The organism is uncultured Porphyromonas sp., assembly GCF_947254915.1.
Classification (GTDB): domain Bacteria; phylum Bacteroidota; class Bacteroidia; order Bacteroidales; family Porphyromonadaceae; genus Porphyromonas.
On record NZ_CAMYEZ010000022.1, the window covers coordinates 1 to 19163 of the forward strand.

At 51.4% G+C, this 19163-nt stretch carries 20 protein-coding genes; 14 read left to right on the forward strand and 6 right to left on the reverse strand.

Annotated elements, in window-relative coordinates; all coding sequences use genetic code 11:
* From Q0X57_RS02615 to Q0X57_RS02680, 14 genes are all read left to right on the forward strand, one after another.
* Window positions 1-747: DUF2334 domain-containing protein (locus tag Q0X57_RS02615; RefSeq protein WP_297727206.1), on the forward strand; the 747-nt coding region annotated here is incomplete at its 5' end.
* 621 nt (window positions 748-1368) lie between these two features.
* A complete protein-coding gene (locus Q0X57_RS02620; protein ID WP_297727209.1) occupies window positions 1369-2067 on the forward strand; it encodes a hypothetical protein in 699 nt (232 codons plus the stop codon).
* A gap of 35 nt (window positions 2068-2102) precedes the next feature.
* Window positions 2103-3221, forward strand: coding sequence for a glycosyltransferase (locus Q0X57_RS02625; protein ID WP_297727212.1), 1119 nt, complete (start codon window positions 2103-2105; stop codon window positions 3219-3221).
* A gap of 127 nt (window positions 3222-3348) precedes the next feature.
* Window positions 3349-4473 carry a glycosyltransferase gene (locus tag Q0X57_RS02630; RefSeq protein WP_297727215.1) on the forward strand — a complete coding sequence of 375 codons (1125 nt, stop codon included), beginning with the start codon at window positions 3349-3351 and terminating at the stop codon, window positions 4471-4473.
* Between the two features lie 29 nt (window positions 4474-4502).
* The gene (locus Q0X57_RS02635) at window positions 4503-5675 is read left to right on the forward strand and encodes a glycosyltransferase family 4 protein (protein WP_297727218.1); all 1173 of its coding nucleotides are present in this window, start codon (window positions 4503-4505) and stop codon (window positions 5673-5675) included.
* Window positions 5676-5761: 86 nt separating this feature from the next.
* Entirely contained in the window at window positions 5762-6364 is a 603-nt protein-coding gene (locus tag Q0X57_RS02640) for a sugar transferase (protein ID WP_297727262.1), read from the forward strand.
* A 7-nt stretch (window positions 6365-6371) separates the two neighbouring features.
* Window positions 6372-7019, forward strand: a complete 648-nt coding sequence (locus Q0X57_RS02645; RefSeq protein WP_297727221.1) for a NeuD/PglB/VioB family sugar acetyltransferase — start codon at window positions 6372-6374, stop codon at window positions 7017-7019.
* 285 nt (window positions 7020-7304) lie between these two features.
* Complete coding sequence (locus Q0X57_RS02650) at window positions 7305-8294, forward strand: MoxR family ATPase (RefSeq protein WP_297727223.1); 990 nt, start codon at window positions 7305-7307, stop codon at window positions 8292-8294.
* Window positions 8295-8387: 93 nt separating this feature from the next.
* Window positions 8388-9260 carry a DUF58 domain-containing protein gene (locus Q0X57_RS02655; RefSeq protein WP_297727226.1) on the forward strand — a complete coding sequence of 291 codons (873 nt, stop codon included), beginning with the start codon at window positions 8388-8390 and terminating at the stop codon, window positions 9258-9260.
* Window positions 9261-9266: 6 nt separating this feature from the next.
* A complete protein-coding gene (locus tag Q0X57_RS02660; protein ID WP_297727229.1) occupies window positions 9267-10217 on the forward strand; it encodes a hypothetical protein in 951 nt (316 codons plus the stop codon).
* Window positions 10214-11194, forward strand: a complete 981-nt coding sequence (locus Q0X57_RS02665; RefSeq protein WP_297727232.1) for a VWA domain-containing protein — start codon at window positions 10214-10216, stop codon at window positions 11192-11194. Before Q0X57_RS02660 ends, Q0X57_RS02665 begins: the two co-directional genes overlap by 4 nt.
* On the forward strand, window positions 11191-12219 hold the full coding sequence (locus Q0X57_RS02670; protein WP_297727235.1) for a VWA domain-containing protein: 1029 nt from the start codon (window positions 11191-11193) through the stop codon (window positions 12217-12219). Before Q0X57_RS02665 ends, Q0X57_RS02670 begins: the two co-directional genes overlap by 4 nt.
* Window positions 12212-12871: a tetratricopeptide repeat protein gene (locus Q0X57_RS02675; RefSeq protein WP_297727238.1), complete on the forward strand. Its 660-nt coding sequence runs from the start codon at window positions 12212-12214 to the stop codon at window positions 12869-12871. The genes Q0X57_RS02670 and Q0X57_RS02675 overlap by 8 nt, the downstream gene beginning before the upstream one ends.
* Window positions 12871-14655: a BatD family protein gene (locus Q0X57_RS02680; protein WP_297727241.1), complete on the forward strand. Its 1785-nt coding sequence runs from the start codon at window positions 12871-12873 to the stop codon at window positions 14653-14655. The genes Q0X57_RS02675 and Q0X57_RS02680 overlap by 1 nt, the downstream gene beginning before the upstream one ends.
* Before the next feature lie 146 nt (window positions 14656-14801).
* Here the strand turns inward: Q0X57_RS02680 and Q0X57_RS02685 are convergent, their stop codons facing one another.
* The 6 genes from Q0X57_RS02685 to Q0X57_RS02710 all read right to left on the reverse strand — a co-directional run.
* Window positions 14802-14936, reverse strand: a complete 135-nt coding sequence (locus Q0X57_RS02685) for a hypothetical protein (RefSeq protein ID WP_297727244.1) — start codon at window positions 14934-14936, stop codon at window positions 14802-14804.
* A gap of 88 nt (window positions 14937-15024) precedes the next feature.
* Window positions 15025-15612, reverse strand: a complete 588-nt coding sequence (locus tag Q0X57_RS02690) for a sigma-70 family RNA polymerase sigma factor (RefSeq protein ID WP_297727247.1) — start codon at window positions 15610-15612, stop codon at window positions 15025-15027.
* Window positions 15613-15845: 233 nt separating this feature from the next.
* Window positions 15846-16502, reverse strand: coding sequence for a sugar transferase (locus Q0X57_RS02695; protein WP_297727250.1), 657 nt, complete (start codon window positions 16500-16502; stop codon window positions 15846-15848).
* Window positions 16503-16508: 6 nt separating this feature from the next.
* Window positions 16509-17507 (reverse strand): glycosyltransferase, encoded by a 999-nt coding sequence (locus tag Q0X57_RS02700; RefSeq protein WP_297727253.1) that lies wholly within the window; start codon window positions 17505-17507, stop codon window positions 16509-16511.
* Window positions 17504-18304, reverse strand: a complete 801-nt coding sequence (locus Q0X57_RS02705) for a glycosyltransferase family 2 protein (RefSeq protein ID WP_297727256.1) — start codon at window positions 18302-18304, stop codon at window positions 17504-17506. Before Q0X57_RS02705 ends, Q0X57_RS02700 begins: the two co-directional genes overlap by 4 nt.
* Window positions 18305-18378: 74 nt before the next feature.
* On the reverse strand, window positions 18379-19163 hold a 785-nt coding region (locus Q0X57_RS02710), incomplete at its 5' end, for a glycosyltransferase family 4 protein (RefSeq protein ID WP_297727259.1).

Here is a 19163-nt window from a genome sequence, read left to right on the forward strand (position 1 = left end):
ACAATGAAAAGTAAATATATCATCCGCATAGACGATGCCTGCCCTACAATGGATAGGGAGAGGTGGCTATTGTTTGAGCAAATATTTGATGAGTTGAGCATCAAGCCAATTGTTGCTGTAATTCCAGACAACAGGGATCCCAAGCAGCAGCTTTCACCAGACAAAGGAGATTTTTGGGAGACAGTCAATCGCTGGAAAGAGAAGGGCTGGGAGATAGCTCTCCATGGATACGATCATGTCTACATCACTCAAGAAGCAGGGCTAGTTCCTCTGAATCAAAAATCTGAGTTTGCAGGACTGCCTTTAGAGAGGCAGGAAGAGAAGATTAGGTCTGGTATCGAGATATTTCGTAATCATGGCCTTTCTCCTCGTGTTTGGGTAGCTCCCTCTCACACATTTGACATGAACACTCTAGAAGCATTGAAAAAACATTCGTCCATAACCATCATTAGTGATGGAATTTCGTTTCGTCCATTCCAGCGCTATGGTTTTACGTGGCTACCACTCCAACTATGGAAAGTCAGACGTATCCCAATGGGGCTATACACGATATGCTACCATCCGTCAGCAACTTCGCTAGGACAGATAAGGCGGGAAGGAGAGCGCCTACGCTCTATAGCCAATAACATAGTCTCTGTAGATGAGGCCCTCAAGCGACCATGTCCTAAATATGGAATCTTGGACAGTCTATTTCACGCCCTCTTTATGACTCTTAGAAAGAGTCTCAAGCTTATCACTCGTAAATAAGAGCCCGACAAGTTTGTTAACTCATAGAAAGAATCATCCACCTTTAGATTGTCTACAAACTTCAATTCTCGCTATCAACATTTTGATGGAAGAATATGGCTTATTAAAAGTATTTGAAAACACTGCTGTAGCGTGATATCCCAACTCTCATTTATTTCTGTCGCAGACGTTTTGTCTCTTGTCTTCTTTTTGGTGATAGCCATTGTGCTCAGCAAAAAAGTTCGTGGAAGTAAAAGGCTCTTTTCCTTACTTACGCTACTTCATCTAGTGACGACTTTGTTCTACTTCTTCTATAGTCTAAGGTTTCCTAATGGTAGTGATAGCACGGTTTATTATTCAACAGCACTGTCTCATAGCGAAGGTTGGTTGAGTATACTTAACCTCCAGTATGCCACAAGTAGCGTACACTTCCTTTGCTATCCTCTAATACATTTGTTTGGACTCCACTACTTTGGGTGCTTCATCATATTCTCTATTATAGGTTTAATTGGCTGGACTCTTATTCTAGAAGTTGCTCTAGATCTAGTCAAACCTTTGAGGACAAGCCGATGGACGTATCTACTACTGCTACCACAGCTTCACTTCTGGACCTGTGCCATCGGTAAGGACTCGGTCTGCTTTTTGCTTATATCTCTGATTATTTATGCTTGGCACTTCAAGAGACCATTGTGGCTCATATTGTTAGCGATAGTACCTCTAGCTATAATCAGAGTCCACGTGGCAGGAGTTGTTGCAGTAGCTTTTCTTCTCGCTGCTCTGTTATCAAAAAGGAGGTACAATCTATTCACAAAACTCTTCATTGCTGCTATCACTACAGTCGGCATTGCATTCATCTTCAATAGATTTCTCGAGACTACAAAATCTGAGAGTCTCTCGGATGTTGCTAGTTATGCGGAGAGCTTTACCGAAACTTATAGTGATACTGGGTCATTTGTAGATTTAAGTAATTCTCCAATCATTGTCAAGATGGTGGCTTACCTGTTTCGTCCATTCTTCTTTGATGCTAGAAACGTTTTGACCCTTGAAGCTTCCGTTGAGAATCTTCTTTGGATTGCGTTTGTTTTCACAATGCTAGCCTTGCTCTTCAAGCGCAAAAAACGCTTTTCGATAGATTGGGGACAGCTCGGATTCCCACTCTTATCAGCCCTATTCCTCCTAGTAGGACTTTCTTATGGTGTGTCTAACCTAGGGATTGCAATGCGACAAAAGACTATGATATTTCCATTCCTATTGTATGGATTGTTATACCTAACAAACCTAGACTATATAGTCAAGAAAGGTCTTAAAACCTTAGATTGGAAGACAGCCTATAATAAATAGAGACCTCACTCTTTTTTATTACCTAGCACAGATAAATGAAGTCAAATATCTTAGTTTTCATACCCAATGATTCTAGAGTAGGAGGATCTGATGAGGTGCTATTTCAAATTGCTAATCACTATGCTTCTCATGGAGCAAATGTGTATATCTTATTTCTCACAAAGATCCGTTTCGGAGATTGGCAAGTACTGGAGGGACTGTCTAATGTACACTTCTATAGTAATAGTTCCGCTCGAGAACTAGGAGGGGTATTTCCCTCGTTAGTCAACGTCTTTAGGTTGCGACGTATCCGATTTGATTATGTGTTTACGTCCAATCCACATACAGCTAGCTTCCTTGGACTATTGCGTATGGTTGGGGTGTTAAAGACTAAGCACTTTATAGGTAGAGAGACTTCGTCAGTGTTTTTACGCTTTACGGGCAGGGAACTAAGATCGTATAAGCTACATCATCACTTGGGATATAGAGCTTTAGATTGCCTCATCTGTCAGACAGAGGAGATGAAGCAACAATTTATAGAGGGGACCCCATCTATAGCGAAAAGAGTAAATCCAGTCGTTATCCCTAACCCTGTTAACCCATCTGAAATGAAGGCGAAGGCCTTAAAAGCTCTAGACTTCTCCATCCCCTGTCAAGGAAGACTTGTAGTTTCAGCAGGCCGCTTCATCAATGAAAAGGGTTTTGACCTATTGATCGAGGCTTTTGATAGGCTACAAAAAGAGGTCGCTTTTCAGGATGTTACGTTACTCATACTCGGAGATGGAACAGGTCGACAAAACCTAGAGAGTATGGTCAAGCATAGGGGGCTACAAGCTAAAGTCCTACTGCCAGGTATGAGCAAAAATGTTTATCCATATTTCAGGCGAGCTACGCTATGCGTTATATCGTCTAGAATGGAGGGATTTCCTAATGTGCTCCTACAGATGATGTCTCAGTGCAATAGTGTGGTCTCCACAATCTGTGCTGGGGGCATTGATCAGATAGCGGGGCTAATCACTTGTGAGCCTAATAATGTTGACGCGCTATATCAAGCGATGAAGTACGCCCTAGAGACTGAAGACACAACAAAGAATCGTCCTCTCTTTGAACAAGAATTAGAGAGCCGAAGTATTAGTAATTTCATCGCAAAGATTGAACTAGCAGCAAGTAACTGAATAGGCACAGCTGCTTGTGATGTTAGACTCTGAGAAGCACTATGTATTGTCAGTCAAGCATGAAAGCTCTAAGCTCTGAGACAAGCTCAAATCGAACACACAAATAGCGATATTCGTTTCCTTTACTATGAGACAGATATTACTGATCCTACCGACAGACTCTTTGAAAGGTGGCGCAGAGACTGTACTGCATCTCATCGCAAAAGAGCTTGTAGCAGATAGTGATACGCAGATAACCATTGCTTTTTTGACAGGCAGGGTATACCATGGCTGGGATCGTTTGGGAGAACTGCCAAACGTATCGCTCATCTTCACTCAGTCACAAAGCGTTTGGTGCGGTATGCCCAAACTTATACTAAACCTCATACGTCTTCGTGGGCGCAAGTTTGATATCTGCTTTACTTCACATACCGATATGACAGGGGTTGCTGGGCTATTGAAGCGACTCCGGGTACTCTCTATCCAAACTTTAGTGGCGCGTGAGAGTTGCTCCGTGTTTTTGAGGTATAAGAGACCACCTCTTCGCTTCAGGATACATCACGCCTTGGGATACCCTGCCGTCAATCTATTGATCTGCCAAACGCAAATGATGAAAGAGCAGTTTGTCCAAGGAGCTCCTCAATTAGCTAAGCGTATTCAAGCGATTGAAGTACTACCCAACCCGATTGACCTAGCACAGATCAGCGATGCGGCTCAAAAGAGTGTGCAGACATGCTTATTCCCCTCATATCGCTATATCGTGGCTGCAGGTAGACTAATCCCTATCAAAGGATATGATCTGCTGATCAAAGCTTTTTACTCACTTCATAAGGAGTCTCAATTTGAAGATACTCGACTAGTGATCCTAGGAGAGGGTGCAAGTCGTCAGACCCTAGAAAAACTCTTACAGGAGCTACAATTAGAGCATGCCGTAGAGCTGAGGGGGAATGTGGAGAATGTCTATCCCTACTTCCGTCAGGCTACACTATGTGTCGTCTCTTCGCTACTAGAGGGCTTCCCCAATGTACTCTTGCAGATGATGAGCCAGTGTGATCGTGTCGTCTCTACCCTCTGCGCAGGAGGTATTGATACGATAGATGGAGTCTTAACCTGCCCCCCCAATCAGGTCTCATCTTTATATAAGGTGATGAAAGAGTCGCTGGAAGAGGAATCTACAGCTGAGAATCGACCGTTATTTAACCGAGAGCTAAACAAAAGATCGATCACGTTCTTTATGCAGAAGATGAATGCTCTAATAGAGAGGCTCAAGTAGAACTGACGTATATAACCTCGTTTTTGGTCATGCAAGCGAAGACAACAGAGAAGATTAAGATCCTGAGAGTGGTAACGAGTTCAATCTCTTTCAAGTTGATAGATGGACAAGCGCAATTTATGCAGCAGCAGGGTTACCAGGTCATCACAGCCTCTGGAGGACCCTTTCCAAAGGATGGGATACCACAACTAAATGGGGTGCGATTTGTTCCACAGCCTCACTTAGTCAGACCTATTAGTATCAGGGAGGATCTCTTAGCTCTCCGAGATATGATCCGGCTCATTCGCAAAGAGCGCCCTGACATCATACACTCTCATACACCTAAGGCTGGACTAATGGGTATGCTGGCTGGCTGGTTGTGCCATGTCCCTATACGCATACATACTGTGGCGGGGTTACCACTGCTTGTTCATAGTGGATTCAAGCGCAAGATCTTAAACTTGGTTGAGCGAATCACTTATAGATGTGCCACCTCTGTCTATCCGAACTCACATAAGTTACGAGACACAATTATCTCTCTAAAGCTAGCATCACCAGACAAGCTAAGAGTAATCGGAGATGGAAGCTCCAACGGAATTAATGTGCAGCACTTCTGTAAGGAGCTACTAGCGGAAGAGCTTGTAGACCCGATCCGCAAGCAGCTGGGTGGAAGCTTCACCTTTATCTTTGTAGGACGGATCGTGAGGGATAAGGGGATCTGTGAACTTGTTGAGGCGTTCACTCGTCTGCAGCAAGAGCATCCTGATGCTCGATTGCTACTTGTAGGCAACTTCGAGCAGGAGCTAGATCCACTACCAGAGGAGGTCTATCATACGATACAGAGTCACCCAGCTATCTACTGTGCAGGGTGGCAAGATGATGTGCGACCTTGGTTTGCTGCGGCTGATGCACTGGCCTTTCCCTCCTATCGGGAGGGCTTTCCCAATGTCGTACTGCAAGCGGGTGCTATGGAGCTCCCCTGCGTTGTCTCCGACATCAATGGTTGCAACGAAATCATCATAGAGGGAGAGAATGGGCTGATCATACCGCCTTACGATGCTGCAGCACTATATCAAGCCATGAAGCGTATGATTGAGGATAAAGCTCTTTACATGCACTGCCAGCAGAATGCTCGCCCTCTGATCGCCTCTCGCTATAAGCAGGAAGATGTGTGGCAAGCAACGCTGGAGATGTACCGTAGCTTGACTGGGAATGATAAGTAGCCCCTTCGCGTAGATTTTAGACTATAACAGTTCGCATAGGAAGCGTTATCTTTGTAGTGGCTCAAGCCTACCTAATAACGAATATGATCTATAGGAAGTATATCAAGCGCATACTAGACTTCACAGGAGCCCTCATTATGCTGATTGTGCTGTCGCCAGTGCTACTGGTAGTGACGGTGTGGTTGCACTTTGCCAATAAGGGAGCAGGAGCGTTCTTCACGCAGGAGCGCCCAGGCAAGGACGAGCGAATCTTTAAGCTCTACAAGTTCAAGAGTATGACCGATGAACAAGATGCGGAGGGCAATCTGCTCCCCGATGGGGAGCGGCTTACGTCTGTTGGTCGCTTCATCCGCAAGACCTCGCTCGACGAGCTACCTCAGCTATGGAATGTCCTCAAGGGGGATATGAGCTTCATCGGACCACGACCGCTCTTGGTACAGTATCTACCTCTATATAGCGCATCACAGCGGCGTCGCCACGAGGTGAGGCCTGGCATTACGGGCTGGGCGCAAGTGTCCGGTCGAAATGCAATAAGCTGGGAGAGGAAGTTCGCCCTGGACGTTTGGTATGTAGATCATCTCTCTTTTCGTCTTGACTATATTATTATATGGCGTACCGTTGTCAAGGTCTTGAGAAGAGAGGGGATCAGCTCTGCTAGCTGTGACACCATGGAGCCATTTGAAGGATAGAGAGACTATGAAGGATATTGTAATAATCGGAGCTGGAGGACTGGGGCGAGAGATCTTAGGGCTTATACAATCTATCAATAAGAAGGAGTCTCGGTGGCGTGTCAAGGGATTCTACGATGATGGCGCGGAATGCGGGAAGCTTATTCATGGACTGCCCATACTGGGCAAGGTGGAGGCTCTCAACGCTCAACAAGAGGCTCTTGATGTAGCAATCGCTATTGGCGACTCAAGCACAAGACGCAAAGTCTACGACGGACTTAACAAGCAGTACCTCTCATTTCCTGCGCTAATCAGTCCCGATGCTACGATCCTAGACGAGGAGAGTGTCTCTATTGATGAGGGCGTTCTTTGCTGTGCTGGAACAATCCTCACTTGTGATATAACTATTGGTGCTTTTACGCTGCTGAACCTGTGCTGTACGGTCGGGCATGACGCTGTCATAGAGCCTTTCTGCTCTTTTATGCCTTCAGTAAACATCTCTGGGGAGACTCATATCGGAGCGGAAGTCTATATGGGTACAAGCTCTTCAATCATCAATCGTATCTCCATAGGGGGAAACTCAACGATAGGAGCAGGAGCTGTAGTGACAAAAGACATCCCCACAGACTGTGTCGCAGTAGGATGTCCCGCTCGTCCTATCAAGTTTAAGTCGTAGATAGTTGATAGTCTCTTAAGTGTACCTGAGATGTTCCAACTATCCTTTGCTGTATTAGCTATTGGCTGTTGGCTAGAGCTATCAAAGTGGTGAGGAGCTGAGGGTGAGGTCTGAAGGGAGCATACCTCCGTATGTAACCGAAGCCGAATCCCGAAAGCAACACAGAGATTCGCCTTTATGCAACAGTCTCAAGATATAATGCGTCAGCCCTGGAGTTATGACGGGGAGGAAGCGTTCATTCGGAGATTATCGTTACTTTTGTAGCATCTAAGCTAGAAGAAAACTATGACGCAGGTATCAGATCTAGAGAATCGTCAAGCATACATCACCCAGCAGAGTGGCTTCATACGCCAGCTACAAGAGGGGATGCACACTACGATCATCGGGCAGGAGCATCTTGTGGAGTCGCTCTTGATCGGCTTGCTAGCCGATGGACATATCCTCCTCGAGGGTGTACCAGGGCTCGCTAAGACACTCGCTATCACGACGCTCGCTAAGCTCATTGATGCAGACTATAGCCGCATACAGTTCACCCCAGACCTACTCCCAGCTGACCTCATCGGTACGCTGATCTACAGTCAGCGTACCGAGTCTTTTTCGGTCAAGAAGGGACCTATCTTCGCTCACTTTGTCCTCGCAGATGAGATCAACCGTGCTCCAGCCAAGGTGCAGAGTGCGCTCCTCGAGGCGATGCAGGAGCGACAGGTGACGCTCGGTGAGGAGACCTATCCGCTCCCCTCGCCTTTCCTAGTGATGGCGACGCAAAACCCCATTGAGCAGGAGGGTACCTACCGACTGCCCGAGGCGCAGGTAGACCGCTTCCTCCTCAAGGTGGTGCTGGACTACCCCTCGCATGAGGAGGAGATGAAGATTATTGAGATGAATCTGGCTAGCCAGCTACCCACGGTAAAGCCTGTGACGACTGCTCAGCAGATCTTAGCAGCTCGTGAAGCGGTACAGCAGGTTTATCTAGATGAGAAGATCCTTCGCTACATCGTAGACTTGGTGATGGCAACACGACAAGCAGAGAGCGTCCCAGCGCTACAAGGGATGATCGCTTATGGCGCTTCGCCACGTGCGTCGATCTCGCTGGCAGCCGCTGCACGAGCATACGCCTTCATCGCTCAGAGAGCCTATGTGATCCCTGAGGATGTGCGTGCCGTGTGCCACGACGTGCTACGTCATCGTCTCGGCATGAGCTACGAGGCGGAAGCCGTTGGTATGAGTGCCGACAAAGCGATCGACGAGATCATCAACGTGGTGCCAGTACCTTAATTGGCTGTTGGCTAAAAGTATCGGAGCCATCGGAGCTATCGGAAGGATTGGACATCTAATCTCTAACTTCTAATCTCTAAAGTCTAAAGTCTCATGCAAGATCTCTTGCGCAAGGTCAGACGCATCGAAATCAAAGCTCGGGGCCTCAGCCAAAACATCTTGGCTGGGCAGTACCGCTCAGCCTTTAAGGGTCGAGGGATGGCTTTTAGCGAGGTGCGGGAGTACTACGTAGGAGATGATGTGCGAGACATAGACTGGAACGTGACGGCACGCTATGCGCAGCCACACGTCAAGGTCTTTGAGGAGGAGCGCGAACTGACGATTATGCTCCTCGTGGATGTTTCCCACAGTCTAGACTTTGGCTCTACGAGTGAGACGAAGCGTGATCTGGTTGCGACGATTGCCGCGACGATCGCCTTCGCCTGCATACACAACAACGACCGTGTCGGGCTGATGCTTTACACCGACCGTGTGGAGCGCTACATCCCCGCAGGACAGGGACGCAAGCATGTGCTACAGCTCATTCGTGAGATCCTGACTTACCGCCCCGAGCGTAACTCTACACAGATCTCTTCTAGCCTAGAGATGCTCTCGCGAGTGGTCAAGAAGCGTTGCTCAGCCTTCATCGTGAGTGACTTTATAACCGACGAACCGACCCCTGCGGAGCGAGCTCTGATCCAGCGCACGGCACGCAGACATGACCTGCTGGCGATACGCGTCGTGGACAGACGTGACTACGACCTCTCGGCTATGGGCTTGACACTCGTGCATGACCTAGAGACGGGAGCGAGTCGCTATGTAGACACTTCGTCGGCACGCCTTCGTGAGCAGTACGCGACCAACTATACGACCTTTGCCACCGAGTGGGAGCGACTAATGCGTGAGTCGGGCATCGACCAGGCCATCGCCGAGACCGGCGAAGACATCATCCCCGTCCTCTCGCAGCTCTTCCGCAAGCGCATCTAACTACCTATGCGATATCGTCTACTATTATATATACTACTGATCTGTGGCGGCGGAGGTCTATGGAGCTTCGTGGCAGCGCAGGATATTGCGATCACGACGGAGCTGACGCCCTCGACGATTCAGATTGGCGAGTATGCGGAGATCAAGATGAAGATCCGCACGAATGACCTGGACAACACGCTCCTCGTCATTCCTGAGGAACAGCAGATGGGACAGGCTGAGATGATTGCCTTTGAGGTGACCGACACGATACCGCTCCAGGGTACAGAGGTGCAGCTGAATGCGCTGATGACCATCACTTCGTTTGCCGAGGGAATGGCGGAGCTACCCGCTTTTGGCGTGACGGTAGGCGGTCAGAGCTACTTCTCCAAGCCCCTTTACCTCAAGGTGACAATGCCCGAGGTGGACACGACGCAACCGCTCAAGTACAACCCAATCAAAGCACCTGTTTCGGTCTCGCTACGCTGGTGGGAGTACATCCTCCTCGTCCTCATGAGCCCAATTACGTGGGTGGTGCTGGGCATCGTCGCAGTGGTACTCTTCATCTTGTGGTACCGACACTACAAGCGCACACGCCCCGAGCCAAAGGTGGTCGTGGTACCGCTAACCGCTTTGGAGACTTTCGACCAAAGGCTTGCAGCACTGCGTGCCCTACCCTTTGACCAGCAAGAGGAGCAGATCGCTTACTACGATGGCTTGATCACCGCCTTGCGAAGCTATCTGACCGAAGGCTTAGACTTGGAGATAGACGAATTGACCGCTCGCGAACTAGCTCAGCTACTCCAAAAGGCTCCCTACGAAGTGCCTCAGAGTGCGCTAGCGCAGTGGGTGATCCACTCAGAGTGGGTCCGCTTTGCCGACACCTGGGCGGAGCCTGCTTGGCAAGACGAAGACGCGACCACCATCTACGAGGTTGTGCATCAACTAGCTAGCAGAAAGGAGGGTAAGTCGCTATGATATGGGTTCATCCTGAGTGGCTCTGGGCGCTCCTGCTCCTACCGCTGCTGGTGCTGCTCTACATTTGCTACAACAAGCGTCACCAAGCAAAGCTTTCGCTCTCAGCGTACCGCCTTTTGCCTAAAGGAAGCGGCTGGCGAAGCTATCTGCGGGCTTTGCCTTTTGCCCTAGAACTACTAGCTATGGTAGCAATGATCTTAGCCTTGGCTCGTCCTCAGGACTCCAGCCACTGGGAGGAGCGATCGATACAAGGCATCGACCTTGTCCTCGCCATGGACCTCAGTGGTAGTATGCAGGCGCTAGACTTAAAGCCTAACCGCTTTGAGGCAGCGCGCACTGTAGCGAGCGAGATGATCGCTGCTCGTCCGAATGACAATATCGGTCTGGTTGTCTTCGCTGGGGAGAGCTTTACGCTCTGTCCGCTGACGGTGGACCACGACGTGATCCTACAAATGCTCGACGCCACGGAGATAGGACAGCTGGAGGACGGCACCGCCATCGGACTAGGGCTGGCGACCGCTATCAATACGCTCCGCGGTAGCGACAACAAGAGCAAAGTGATCATCCTCCTGACCGATGGGTCAAACAATGCGGGCGACATAACCCCCTCGATGGCCGCTGAACTGGCGCAACAGTACGGCATACGTATCTATACCGTGGCGGCTGGGACCAATGGCGTCGCCAAGTTTCCCGTGCAGACCGCTTCTGGCATCGAATATGTGGAGGCCAACGTACAAATTGACGAAGGCACGCTACGACATATCGCCCAGCAAACGGGCGGAAAGTACTATCGTGCGACCGACGAGACGAAGCTTCACGAGATCTACAAGGAGATCGACTCTCTTGAGAAGTCTCGTCTGACGTCTCGCTCGGTGAGTGCTTACGAAGAGCGCTACATGCTCTTTGCTTTGCTCGCCATCGTGCTCCTTGGCGCCGCCTTCTTATTACGAACCACCTTGCTGCGAGCTAACCCATGATACAGTTTGCCTATCCCCTCCTGCTGTGGATCCTGCTACTCGTACCACTCCTGCTACTCGTCATGATCGCAGGACAGAGACGGCAACGCAAGCAGCAGTTGCGCTTCGCCACGCCTCAGATGCTACGGCAGATCATGCCCGACCGCTCAGTCAAGCGTGACTGGTGGCGCGCCTCGTTCAAGCTCCTCTCCATCGCTCTGCTCATCGTGGCACTGGCTCGACCACAACTCTACACCCATGCGCCCGTCTCGGCACAGCAGACGGTCGGTGTGGACCTCGCCTTTTGCATAGACGTCTCCAACTCGATGGCGGCACGTGATGTCAAGCCCGACCGTATCGGCTTTGCCAAGCAGATTGTGACCCATACGATGCAGCAGTTGGCGGGCTCACGGATCGCCATGATCGTCTTCGCTGGAGGCGCTTACATACGTCTGCCACTCACGCCCGACTTGCCGACGGCTCAGACCTTTCTCGCAGATATACAACCAGGTATGGTCTCCAACCAAGGCACCAATCTAGGACAAGCACTCGAGCGTTCCGCCCAAGCGCTCTCAGCTCCCTCACGAGCTGGCAAAGCGGTCATTCTCTTAACCGATGGCGAGGACCACGAAGGCGGACTAGAGGAGGGCATTGAGCGACTCAAGGAGCAAGGGGTCAAAGCTTACGTCGTAACCATCGGACTCCCCGAGGGAGCTACCATACCCATTGGCGAAACACTCCTCACCGACTCGCTAGGCGTGCCTGTACTCTCAAAGCCTAACCCTGAGATTACGGCAGAGATTGCTGATGCTACGGGCGGGCAGAGCTTAGTCGGTAGCAGTCCCCGAGCCATTAGCAACCAGTTGGTCAACCAGCTCCGCACTTTGCCCCAAGCCAATCTGAGTGGCGAAGGAGATCAGATCGAGGAGCTCTACGCGCTCCCCACGCTAGCAGCGCTTATCTTGCTCCTGCTTGCCAATGGGATCATGCGTCGCAAGAGTCGCCTCTTCAGTCGTATTCAAATCTTTGGTCATCATAATGCGTAAGTCTTTATACATTGTCTTACTCTTGCTCTCTAGCCTGACACTCGTCGGACAGACCGTACGACTGGACGCACGGCGGGGTAACAAGAGTTACCAGCGGGGCAACTACTCGTCAGCACGTAAGGCTTACCTCTCGTCCGTGGCTCGTGACTCAGTCTACGCTCCAGCCCGACTTGGCCTAGGCGACGCACTCTACATGTCTGGCGACACGCTTGCTGCCGTGCAGATGTGGCAGCGTATAGTGAGCGACAGCAAGGCTGATCCTCGCTTGCAGGCCTTAGCGTGGCACAACTTGGGCAACCGCTGTATGGATACCCGACAGTATGACAAAGCGATCGAAGCTTACAAAGAGTCCCTCCGCAGAAACCCTACTGACAATGAGACGCGCTACAACTTAGCCCTAGCAATCAAGCTCAACAAGCAGCCCCCACAGCAAGGTGGCGGTGGAGGCGGTGGCGGAGGGTCACAGTCCGATCAGTCGCAGACTCCTCCCGAGCAGCAGCCCAACGAGCAGCCGCAAGGCAAGAAGCCCGACCTCGACAAGTCACAGGCTGACCGTATCCTCGATGCGCTCCGCCAGCAAGAGCAGCACACACGCCAGCGCATCAACCAGCGCCAGCCACAGCAACAGAATCCGAACAAGAAGAACTGGTAATGCTACGCCTACGCACTTCGATACAACGCACCCTCCTGATGCTCACATGGCTCTGTGCCGTCGCCTTCGCGGGCTTAGCACAGCTCACAGTGATCGTTCCTCCGCAGGTCGCCGAGGGCGAGACCTTTCGGTTAGTTTATCGTACTGCCGGAGCACACGAGCTGGGCGCTTTTACCGCTCCGCAGATTGCCTCCGAGCTGAAGGTCCTCTACGGTCCGCAGTTCAACGTGCTACATGAGATGCGTGGAGGCACCTCCAAAGAGTACACCACCATCACCTATACCCTGCAAGCGAGCAAGGCGGGCACATACTCCATCAGCGCGGCTCAGCTACGAGTCGGACAGCGGAGCCTCAAGGCACTATCCAAGCGCGTACAAGTCGTCAAGGCTCAGGGGCTGTCACAGCAGTCGCTCGCTGCGGGCCAGTCGCTACGGATAGCAGACCGAGACATGTATATGCGTGCCGTTGTCTCGTCGCAGTCGGTCTACACGCAGCAGCCAGTCCTTGTATCGCTCTACCTTTACTCACGCTACGGTAACCTCTCAGGCGTAGATCGCAAGCCCCCCGAGGTGACCGACTTCGTCACCAAGGAAATACCGATACAGCGCACCACCTGGGGCACTGAGCGGGTCGGTGGCAGGCTCATGTACAAGGCGCTCATCTGGCAAATCCTCGCTTACCCGCAGCGTAGCGGTGAGTTGACCATCCCCTCCTTTGAGTATGAATTTCAAGTGGCGGTGAATCGGAATGTGGACAACGAAGAGGATCTTTTTGCCAATAAAGCTGTCGCAACGACACATAAGAAGTTGCACTCGCAACCCTTGAAGTTGACCGTACGACCACTCCCCGAGGGTGCTCCCGAAGGGTACGATCAGTTGGTCGGCTCCTTCCAGATCCAAGGCACGCTCTCCGCTCCCGATCCGACCTACGAGACGGGTCGCGCCATGACCTATCGACTAGACATCACTGGGCGGGGCAACGTCTCCCTACTCTTAGCTCCAGAGCTAGGTTTGTCCGACAAATTTGAAGTGTACGAGCCACAGCTCATCCGTGACGACCAAAAGGTGCAAAATGGCAATACCGAGGTGCACCGCACCTACGAATACACCATCATACCGCATGCCACGGGACAGCAGACGCTACCAGCCGTCAGTCTCCCCTACTTTGATCCAGCTACGAGTAGCTACCGCACCGCCACTACAGCGCCTATCCGTATTGAGGTCAAGCAAGGCTCCAACGATGTGCCACAAGTGGGTAAAGCTGGAGAGGCAGGCACCAACTCACAGCGATATGCACCCTACCCTTACGAGGCTCCTGCTCCGATGAGCGGATGGCACCCCTGGAGCCGTGCTGGCTGGGCTTACTGGTTCCTTTACCTGCTTCTTATCATCGCTGGTGGGGTCGCCTACAGGATCATCCATAGTGGTCAGCGCCTACGTGCCGACCATGTCGCTTATCACAAGAAGCGCTCCACGCCCATGGCGGAGCAGCAGATCCAAGCGATACGTCAGCTCGTCAAGGCGGGACAGCAGTCCGAGGCTACGACCCAACTCTATGCGACCATAACGCAGTATCTCCAAGATCGCTACGCACTCACCACCTCCAGTCTTATGCGACAGCAACTAGCGAGTGCGCTCAAGCAGCAAGGCGTAGCGGACGCAGATGTCAATGTTTGGCTTACCCTCCTATCAGAGATTGAGCTAGCACGTTATGCACCACTACAAGAAGGCGACAGCCTGCCCCGCTGGGTAGACCAGTTAGAGCAACTCATCTCGCAGTCGTGATAGCTTCGCACCGAAGCCCTATGAAATAATCAAGTTTTCTTTTTTTTTGAACAAAGCGCCTTCTTGAGCTCTCAGCTTGCGAATGCCTCCGTGGGGACGTGATGAGGTCGTCAGATTATCGTCGGCAGCTCTCGGGATTGTGCTTACTACACCCCGCTCTGCGCCAGCTCGAGGAGATGCTGTATCATCTCTTGGTGATGTGTAGATTGTCTTGCTCGAGAGGATGCCTCTAGAGCCTCGGAGAGACTGGTGGGGGTGAGATAGGGTAGTCGTATATCCATAGTCGTCTAGTCATGTGATGGGGGAGGGCGAGGCTGTCAGTCCAGATGGGCTACAACTTGCTAGATCCCCCTTACACAGACTAAACGCTTAGACGGGCGCAATATTGCGCTCACGTGCCATCTTACGCAGATTGATCAGCGCGTAGCGCATACGTCCCAGGGCTGTGCTGATGCTTACCTCGGTGCGCTCGGCGATCTCTTTGAAGGGGATATCTTCGTAGATCCTCATCTTGAGTACCTCTTTTTGCGCTTCGGGAAGATCCTCGACGCAGAGCGATATCTGGTGGTACATAGCCTCCTGATCGTCAAAGAAGTCTTCGGGTAGGTCGCTCGCCGGTGTCAGATCGAGGATCTGCTGATTGGTATCGTAGTTGGTCACGTAGAGTGATCGCTTCTCACTGCGAAAGTGATCCATCATCATGTTGTGCGTCAGGCGTAGGAGCCAAGCCTTGAACTTACCCTTGGCACGGTACTTACCCTCCTTGAGGGTACGCATCACCTTGATGAAGACCTCCTGAAAGAGATCGTCAGCAGCATCGCTATCCGCGACAGTCAAGAAGATATAGTTATGTATGTCGGCTTCGTACCGACGGAGGAGCTCTGCAAAAGCTCTATCACAGCCCTCACAATATTGGCAGACGAGCTCATCGTCGCTGCACGTACGGAGTGTGGTCATATATAGAGAGTATCCTTTGTATTTATAAAAGGTAGCTGTCTATTCTATAGGCTGTGATTACTTGTTGGTTACTTAATGGTACTGCAAAGTAACCAAATCTTCCCGAGATATGCAAATCCTCACGTGTAACGACATGTAGGGACGCTCGGTCGAGCGTCCGTTGTGTCAAAGGTTACAGCATCGTGGTGCTAACGGGGACGGACGCTCTCCTGCTAGAGACGAGCCGTGTGTTCCTACAAGTGGTTACTCGTCTCGCTCGTTGCCGAGGAGACATCTTTCATCTTGAGCGTCAGACCGACGGTCTTTAAGAGGATCTTGAGATCTAGGGCGAAGGAGAGATGACGCACATACCACGCATCATACGTAAAGCGATGCTGATAGCTTAGCTTGTTACGGCCATTGATCTGTGCTAAGCCGGTGATCCCAGGACGCACCTGATATCGGATCCGCTGTGCTGGAGTGATTGCTATCGGGTCGCCCTCGATGGAGACACTGATGATCTCCACTCTGTGACGCTCCGTAGGGATCTGACGATAGGTGGCTAGGAAGGGGCGAGGACCCACGAGGCTCATATCACCACGTAGCACATTCCACAGTTGCGGTAGTTCGTCGATGGAGGTTTTGCGGATAAACCGCCCCATAGCGGTCAGTCGCTTCGCATCGGGGAGCAGATTGCCCGCAGCATCTCGCTCGTCCGTCATCGACTTGAACTTGTACATATTAAAGAGTCGCTCCCCTCGTCCAGGACGTGCCTGAGAAAAGAAGACTCCAGTCCCCTTATTGGCAAAGGACATCACCACGATCACCACAAGAAGCAGTGGAGACAGGATGGTCAGTCCCAGCAGGGAGCAGATGATGTCTAGGAGTCGCTTGATGTAGTTACGATACATGCCAGTCTATGCTACAGGGGGGAGTATGTGAGCGATCAGATTGAAGAGCCTAGGGGCGCAATGCGCTATACGAATGAGCGGAGCACCCTTACGACCAGCGTAGCGCATGAGGAGCTTGTGGTTCCCCGACTGCTTCATACGCTGTGTGTAGGCTTTGAGCTCGGAGACCGTGCCATAGCGAGCGACCATACGCAGACCTGATCGATAAAAGCCAGAGGCTAGTTTCAGATAGAATGAGTGCAGGTCGTCCTGACCTTTGGCACACTCGAGTAGTCTGAAGGAACCCTCTAGACGAGAGATCCCTCGGAGGTGTAGCGTGTCGGGATTGTGAATGGTAGAGTCAGCTCTCTGATAGTAGCAATAGGCTACGATAGGGACGAGTAGTACCCGCTCGGCATAGGCTGTGTAGTGCCAGTAGAAGAGCGCATCCTCATGAAGCAACCCCTCCATAAAGCGTGCTTGATGCTCCTCGAGCATGGTGCGCCGCCAAAGAAATGAGCAGACACTTCCCGACAAATTGTGCTGCGTCAAGAGCGCTCTCCCATCAGTACACTGAAGCTGGTCAAAGTCATGTACGGAGGTGTCCATCCACTCGGAGGGAACCTCCTCCCCCTCGTCTGCGACATTGCGTACGCCAAAGCAGAGCATGTCGTACGTGTCCTGGGCAATGAGTGTGAGCAGGTAACTTGCTGCGACACTATCCACCCAGTCATCGGCATCGACAAACCAAACGTAGGCTCCCTGAGCTACTTCTAGACCTTTGTTGCGAGCTGCCGACTGACCTTGGTTGGTTTGGCTGATGATGTGTATACGTTGCTCAGGATGTTGCGTCTGATAGTTGGTCACTACCTCCAGTGTCTCATCTTGGCTCCCATCATTGATCACGATAATCTCTATAGCCGTCGCAGCGTCAAGGATAGCGACGAGAGAGTCTAGGCAGCGTGCGATAGTCTTTGCGCCATTATATATAGGAATGATGACAGAGAGAGGTAGTTCTGGACTCATAGCTTCGCTTCCTTAGGTATATAGCGTGCGTTGATCTCTTTGCGCTCCGCATCGCACCACCAGCCCCACTTGTTGAAGTACTTGACCATCGAGGAGATATGGTGCCATAGGAGCTTCGCATCGTGATACGAGCCTCGGCTGTGGACATGCGTGATCTTGGCCTCCGGATGACAGATCGTCTTGGAGACTTGGCCGATGCGTCTAGAGAGGTCGGTGTCCTCGACATACATAAAGAAGCGCTCATCAAAGCCTCCGACACGCTCCAGTGTCTCCATCCTTGTGAACATGAAGCAACCCGACAAGTAGGGTACCTCCACAGGCTTGCTATAGTCGAGCCAATGCATCTCGTACCGCTTATTGACCTTGTCGCGTACCCACTGACTGAAAGAGAAGCGACGCAAGAGCACATCGCACGGTCTAGGGAGGAGCTTGCAGAGTTGCTGCGGACGGCCGTCAGGATAGTAGACAAACGGAGATACGAGCCCCACCTCCTCGTGCTCCTCCATATAAGCGGTAAGCGTATCTAGCACCGTCTCGTCAAAGCGCACGTCGGGATTGATGATCACATGGTAACGAGCGCCCTCGCTGTGGGCTAGGCGTATGGCTATGTTGTGTGCCTTGCCAAAGCCTAGGTTGCTCGGCTGATGCTCGTAGTAGATCCGACCCTTGCCGACGGGGAGCTCTGCAAGGTAGCACATCTCGTCCGTAGGTGAATTGTCGATCAGGTAGAGACGCTTGTCCGTCTCCACCCGTGGCTGTGAGGGCGTTCGAAAGAAGTCCTCAATGATCTGCTCCACAAAGGACGCATTACTCTTGTAGAGTACTATAGAGCCAGTCGTTAGCACCTATCTATTGCCTATCTATTTATGCGTTATCCAAGATATTTCCTCAGTAGTTGCTGGTAGATGCGATGGTACTGTAGCGCCATGCGTTGGCGACCATACAGTGCGCCCATCTCCAGAGCTTCTTGTCTATCAAACGTCACAGAGGGTGCTTTTAGTATACAGTCTGCACACTGAGATACACTCCCTATGTCAAAACGTAGAGCTACCATCTGAGGAACATACTCCAATATCTCGTCAAAGATAGACAAATTCGAGTGAATGACCACGCATCCCGAAGCTACGCCCTCGATGACGTTAAGCGGTAAGCCCTCGGCATGACTAGCCGTAATCAAGGCATCTGAAGCACTTAGATATTCCGCCACACGATCGGTAAAGCCGACAAACTGAACCTGCTCGCCCAAGGGCATAGCCAGTTGTCGGCAGCGTCTCTCTAGAGGACCCTTGCCCAGGAAGAGAAGACGCAGGTCACTCGGTAGCTGGCGTCGCCTCTTCAGACGACGCATGGCGCGTAGGATGAGCTCGGGATCTTTGCGCTTGATGAGACCTCCGCAATATGTGATGACGTAGCCCTGCTCGGGGAGGTTTAGCTGGCTACGTAGCTGTGTCCGTTCGGAGGAGCTGGCGGGAGGAGCAAAGAGTTCGTTGTTAATGCCATTGGGTGCGACATAGACGCTAACCTTCGTGGGAAGACCCTTGCGGTAGTAGTCCCGACAGACATGCGAGACGCAGACCACCTCACGGTGACGCGACAAAGCACGCATCAAGCGACGACACATATAGCCACCGAGCAGACGACCCTTGCCGTAGGTGA

Excerpts from the sequence above, each read along its gene's own strand:
- Q0X57_RS02645 (WP_297727221.1), top strand. The coding sequence starts at position 6,372 with ATGAAGGATATTGTAATAATCGGAGCTGGAGGACTGGGGCGAGAGATC.
- Q0X57_RS02695 (WP_297727250.1), bottom strand. The coding sequence starts at position 16,502 with ATGTATCGTAACTACATCAAGCGACTCCTAGACATCATCTGCTCCCTG.
- Q0X57_RS02635 (WP_297727218.1), top strand. The coding sequence starts at position 4,503 with ATGCAAGCGAAGACAACAGAGAAGATTAAGATCCTGAGAGTGGTAACG.
- Q0X57_RS02675 (WP_297727238.1), top strand. The coding sequence starts at position 12,212 with ATGCGTAAGTCTTTATACATTGTCTTACTCTTGCTCTCTAGCCTGACA.
- Q0X57_RS02690 (WP_297727247.1), bottom strand. The coding sequence starts at position 15,612 with ATGACCACACTCCGTACGTGCAGCGACGATGAGCTCGTCTGCCAATAT.
- Q0X57_RS02685 (WP_297727244.1), bottom strand. The coding sequence starts at position 14,936 with ATGGATATACGACTACCCTATCTCACCCCCACCAGTCTCTCCGAGGCT.
- Q0X57_RS02630 (WP_297727215.1), top strand. The coding sequence starts at position 3,349 with ATGAGACAGATATTACTGATCCTACCGACAGACTCTTTGAAAGGTGGC.
- Q0X57_RS02650 (WP_297727223.1), top strand. The coding sequence starts at position 7,305 with ATGACGCAGGTATCAGATCTAGAGAATCGTCAAGCATACATCACCCAG.
- Q0X57_RS02625 (WP_297727212.1), top strand. The coding sequence starts at position 2,103 with ATGAAGTCAAATATCTTAGTTTTCATACCCAATGATTCTAGAGTAGGA.
- Q0X57_RS02660 (WP_297727229.1), top strand. The coding sequence starts at position 9,267 with ATGCGATATCGTCTACTATTATATATACTACTGATCTGTGGCGGCGGA.
- Q0X57_RS02700 (WP_297727253.1), bottom strand. The coding sequence starts at position 17,507 with ATGAGTCCAGAACTACCTCTCTCTGTCATCATTCCTATATATAATGGC.
- Q0X57_RS02655 (WP_297727226.1), top strand. The coding sequence starts at position 8,388 with ATGCAAGATCTCTTGCGCAAGGTCAGACGCATCGAAATCAAAGCTCGG.
- Q0X57_RS02665 (WP_297727232.1), top strand. The coding sequence starts at position 10,214 with ATGATATGGGTTCATCCTGAGTGGCTCTGGGCGCTCCTGCTCCTACCG.
- Q0X57_RS02670 (WP_297727235.1), top strand. The coding sequence starts at position 11,191 with ATGATACAGTTTGCCTATCCCCTCCTGCTGTGGATCCTGCTACTCGTA.
- Q0X57_RS02680 (WP_297727241.1), top strand. The coding sequence starts at position 12,871 with ATGCTACGCCTACGCACTTCGATACAACGCACCCTCCTGATGCTCACA.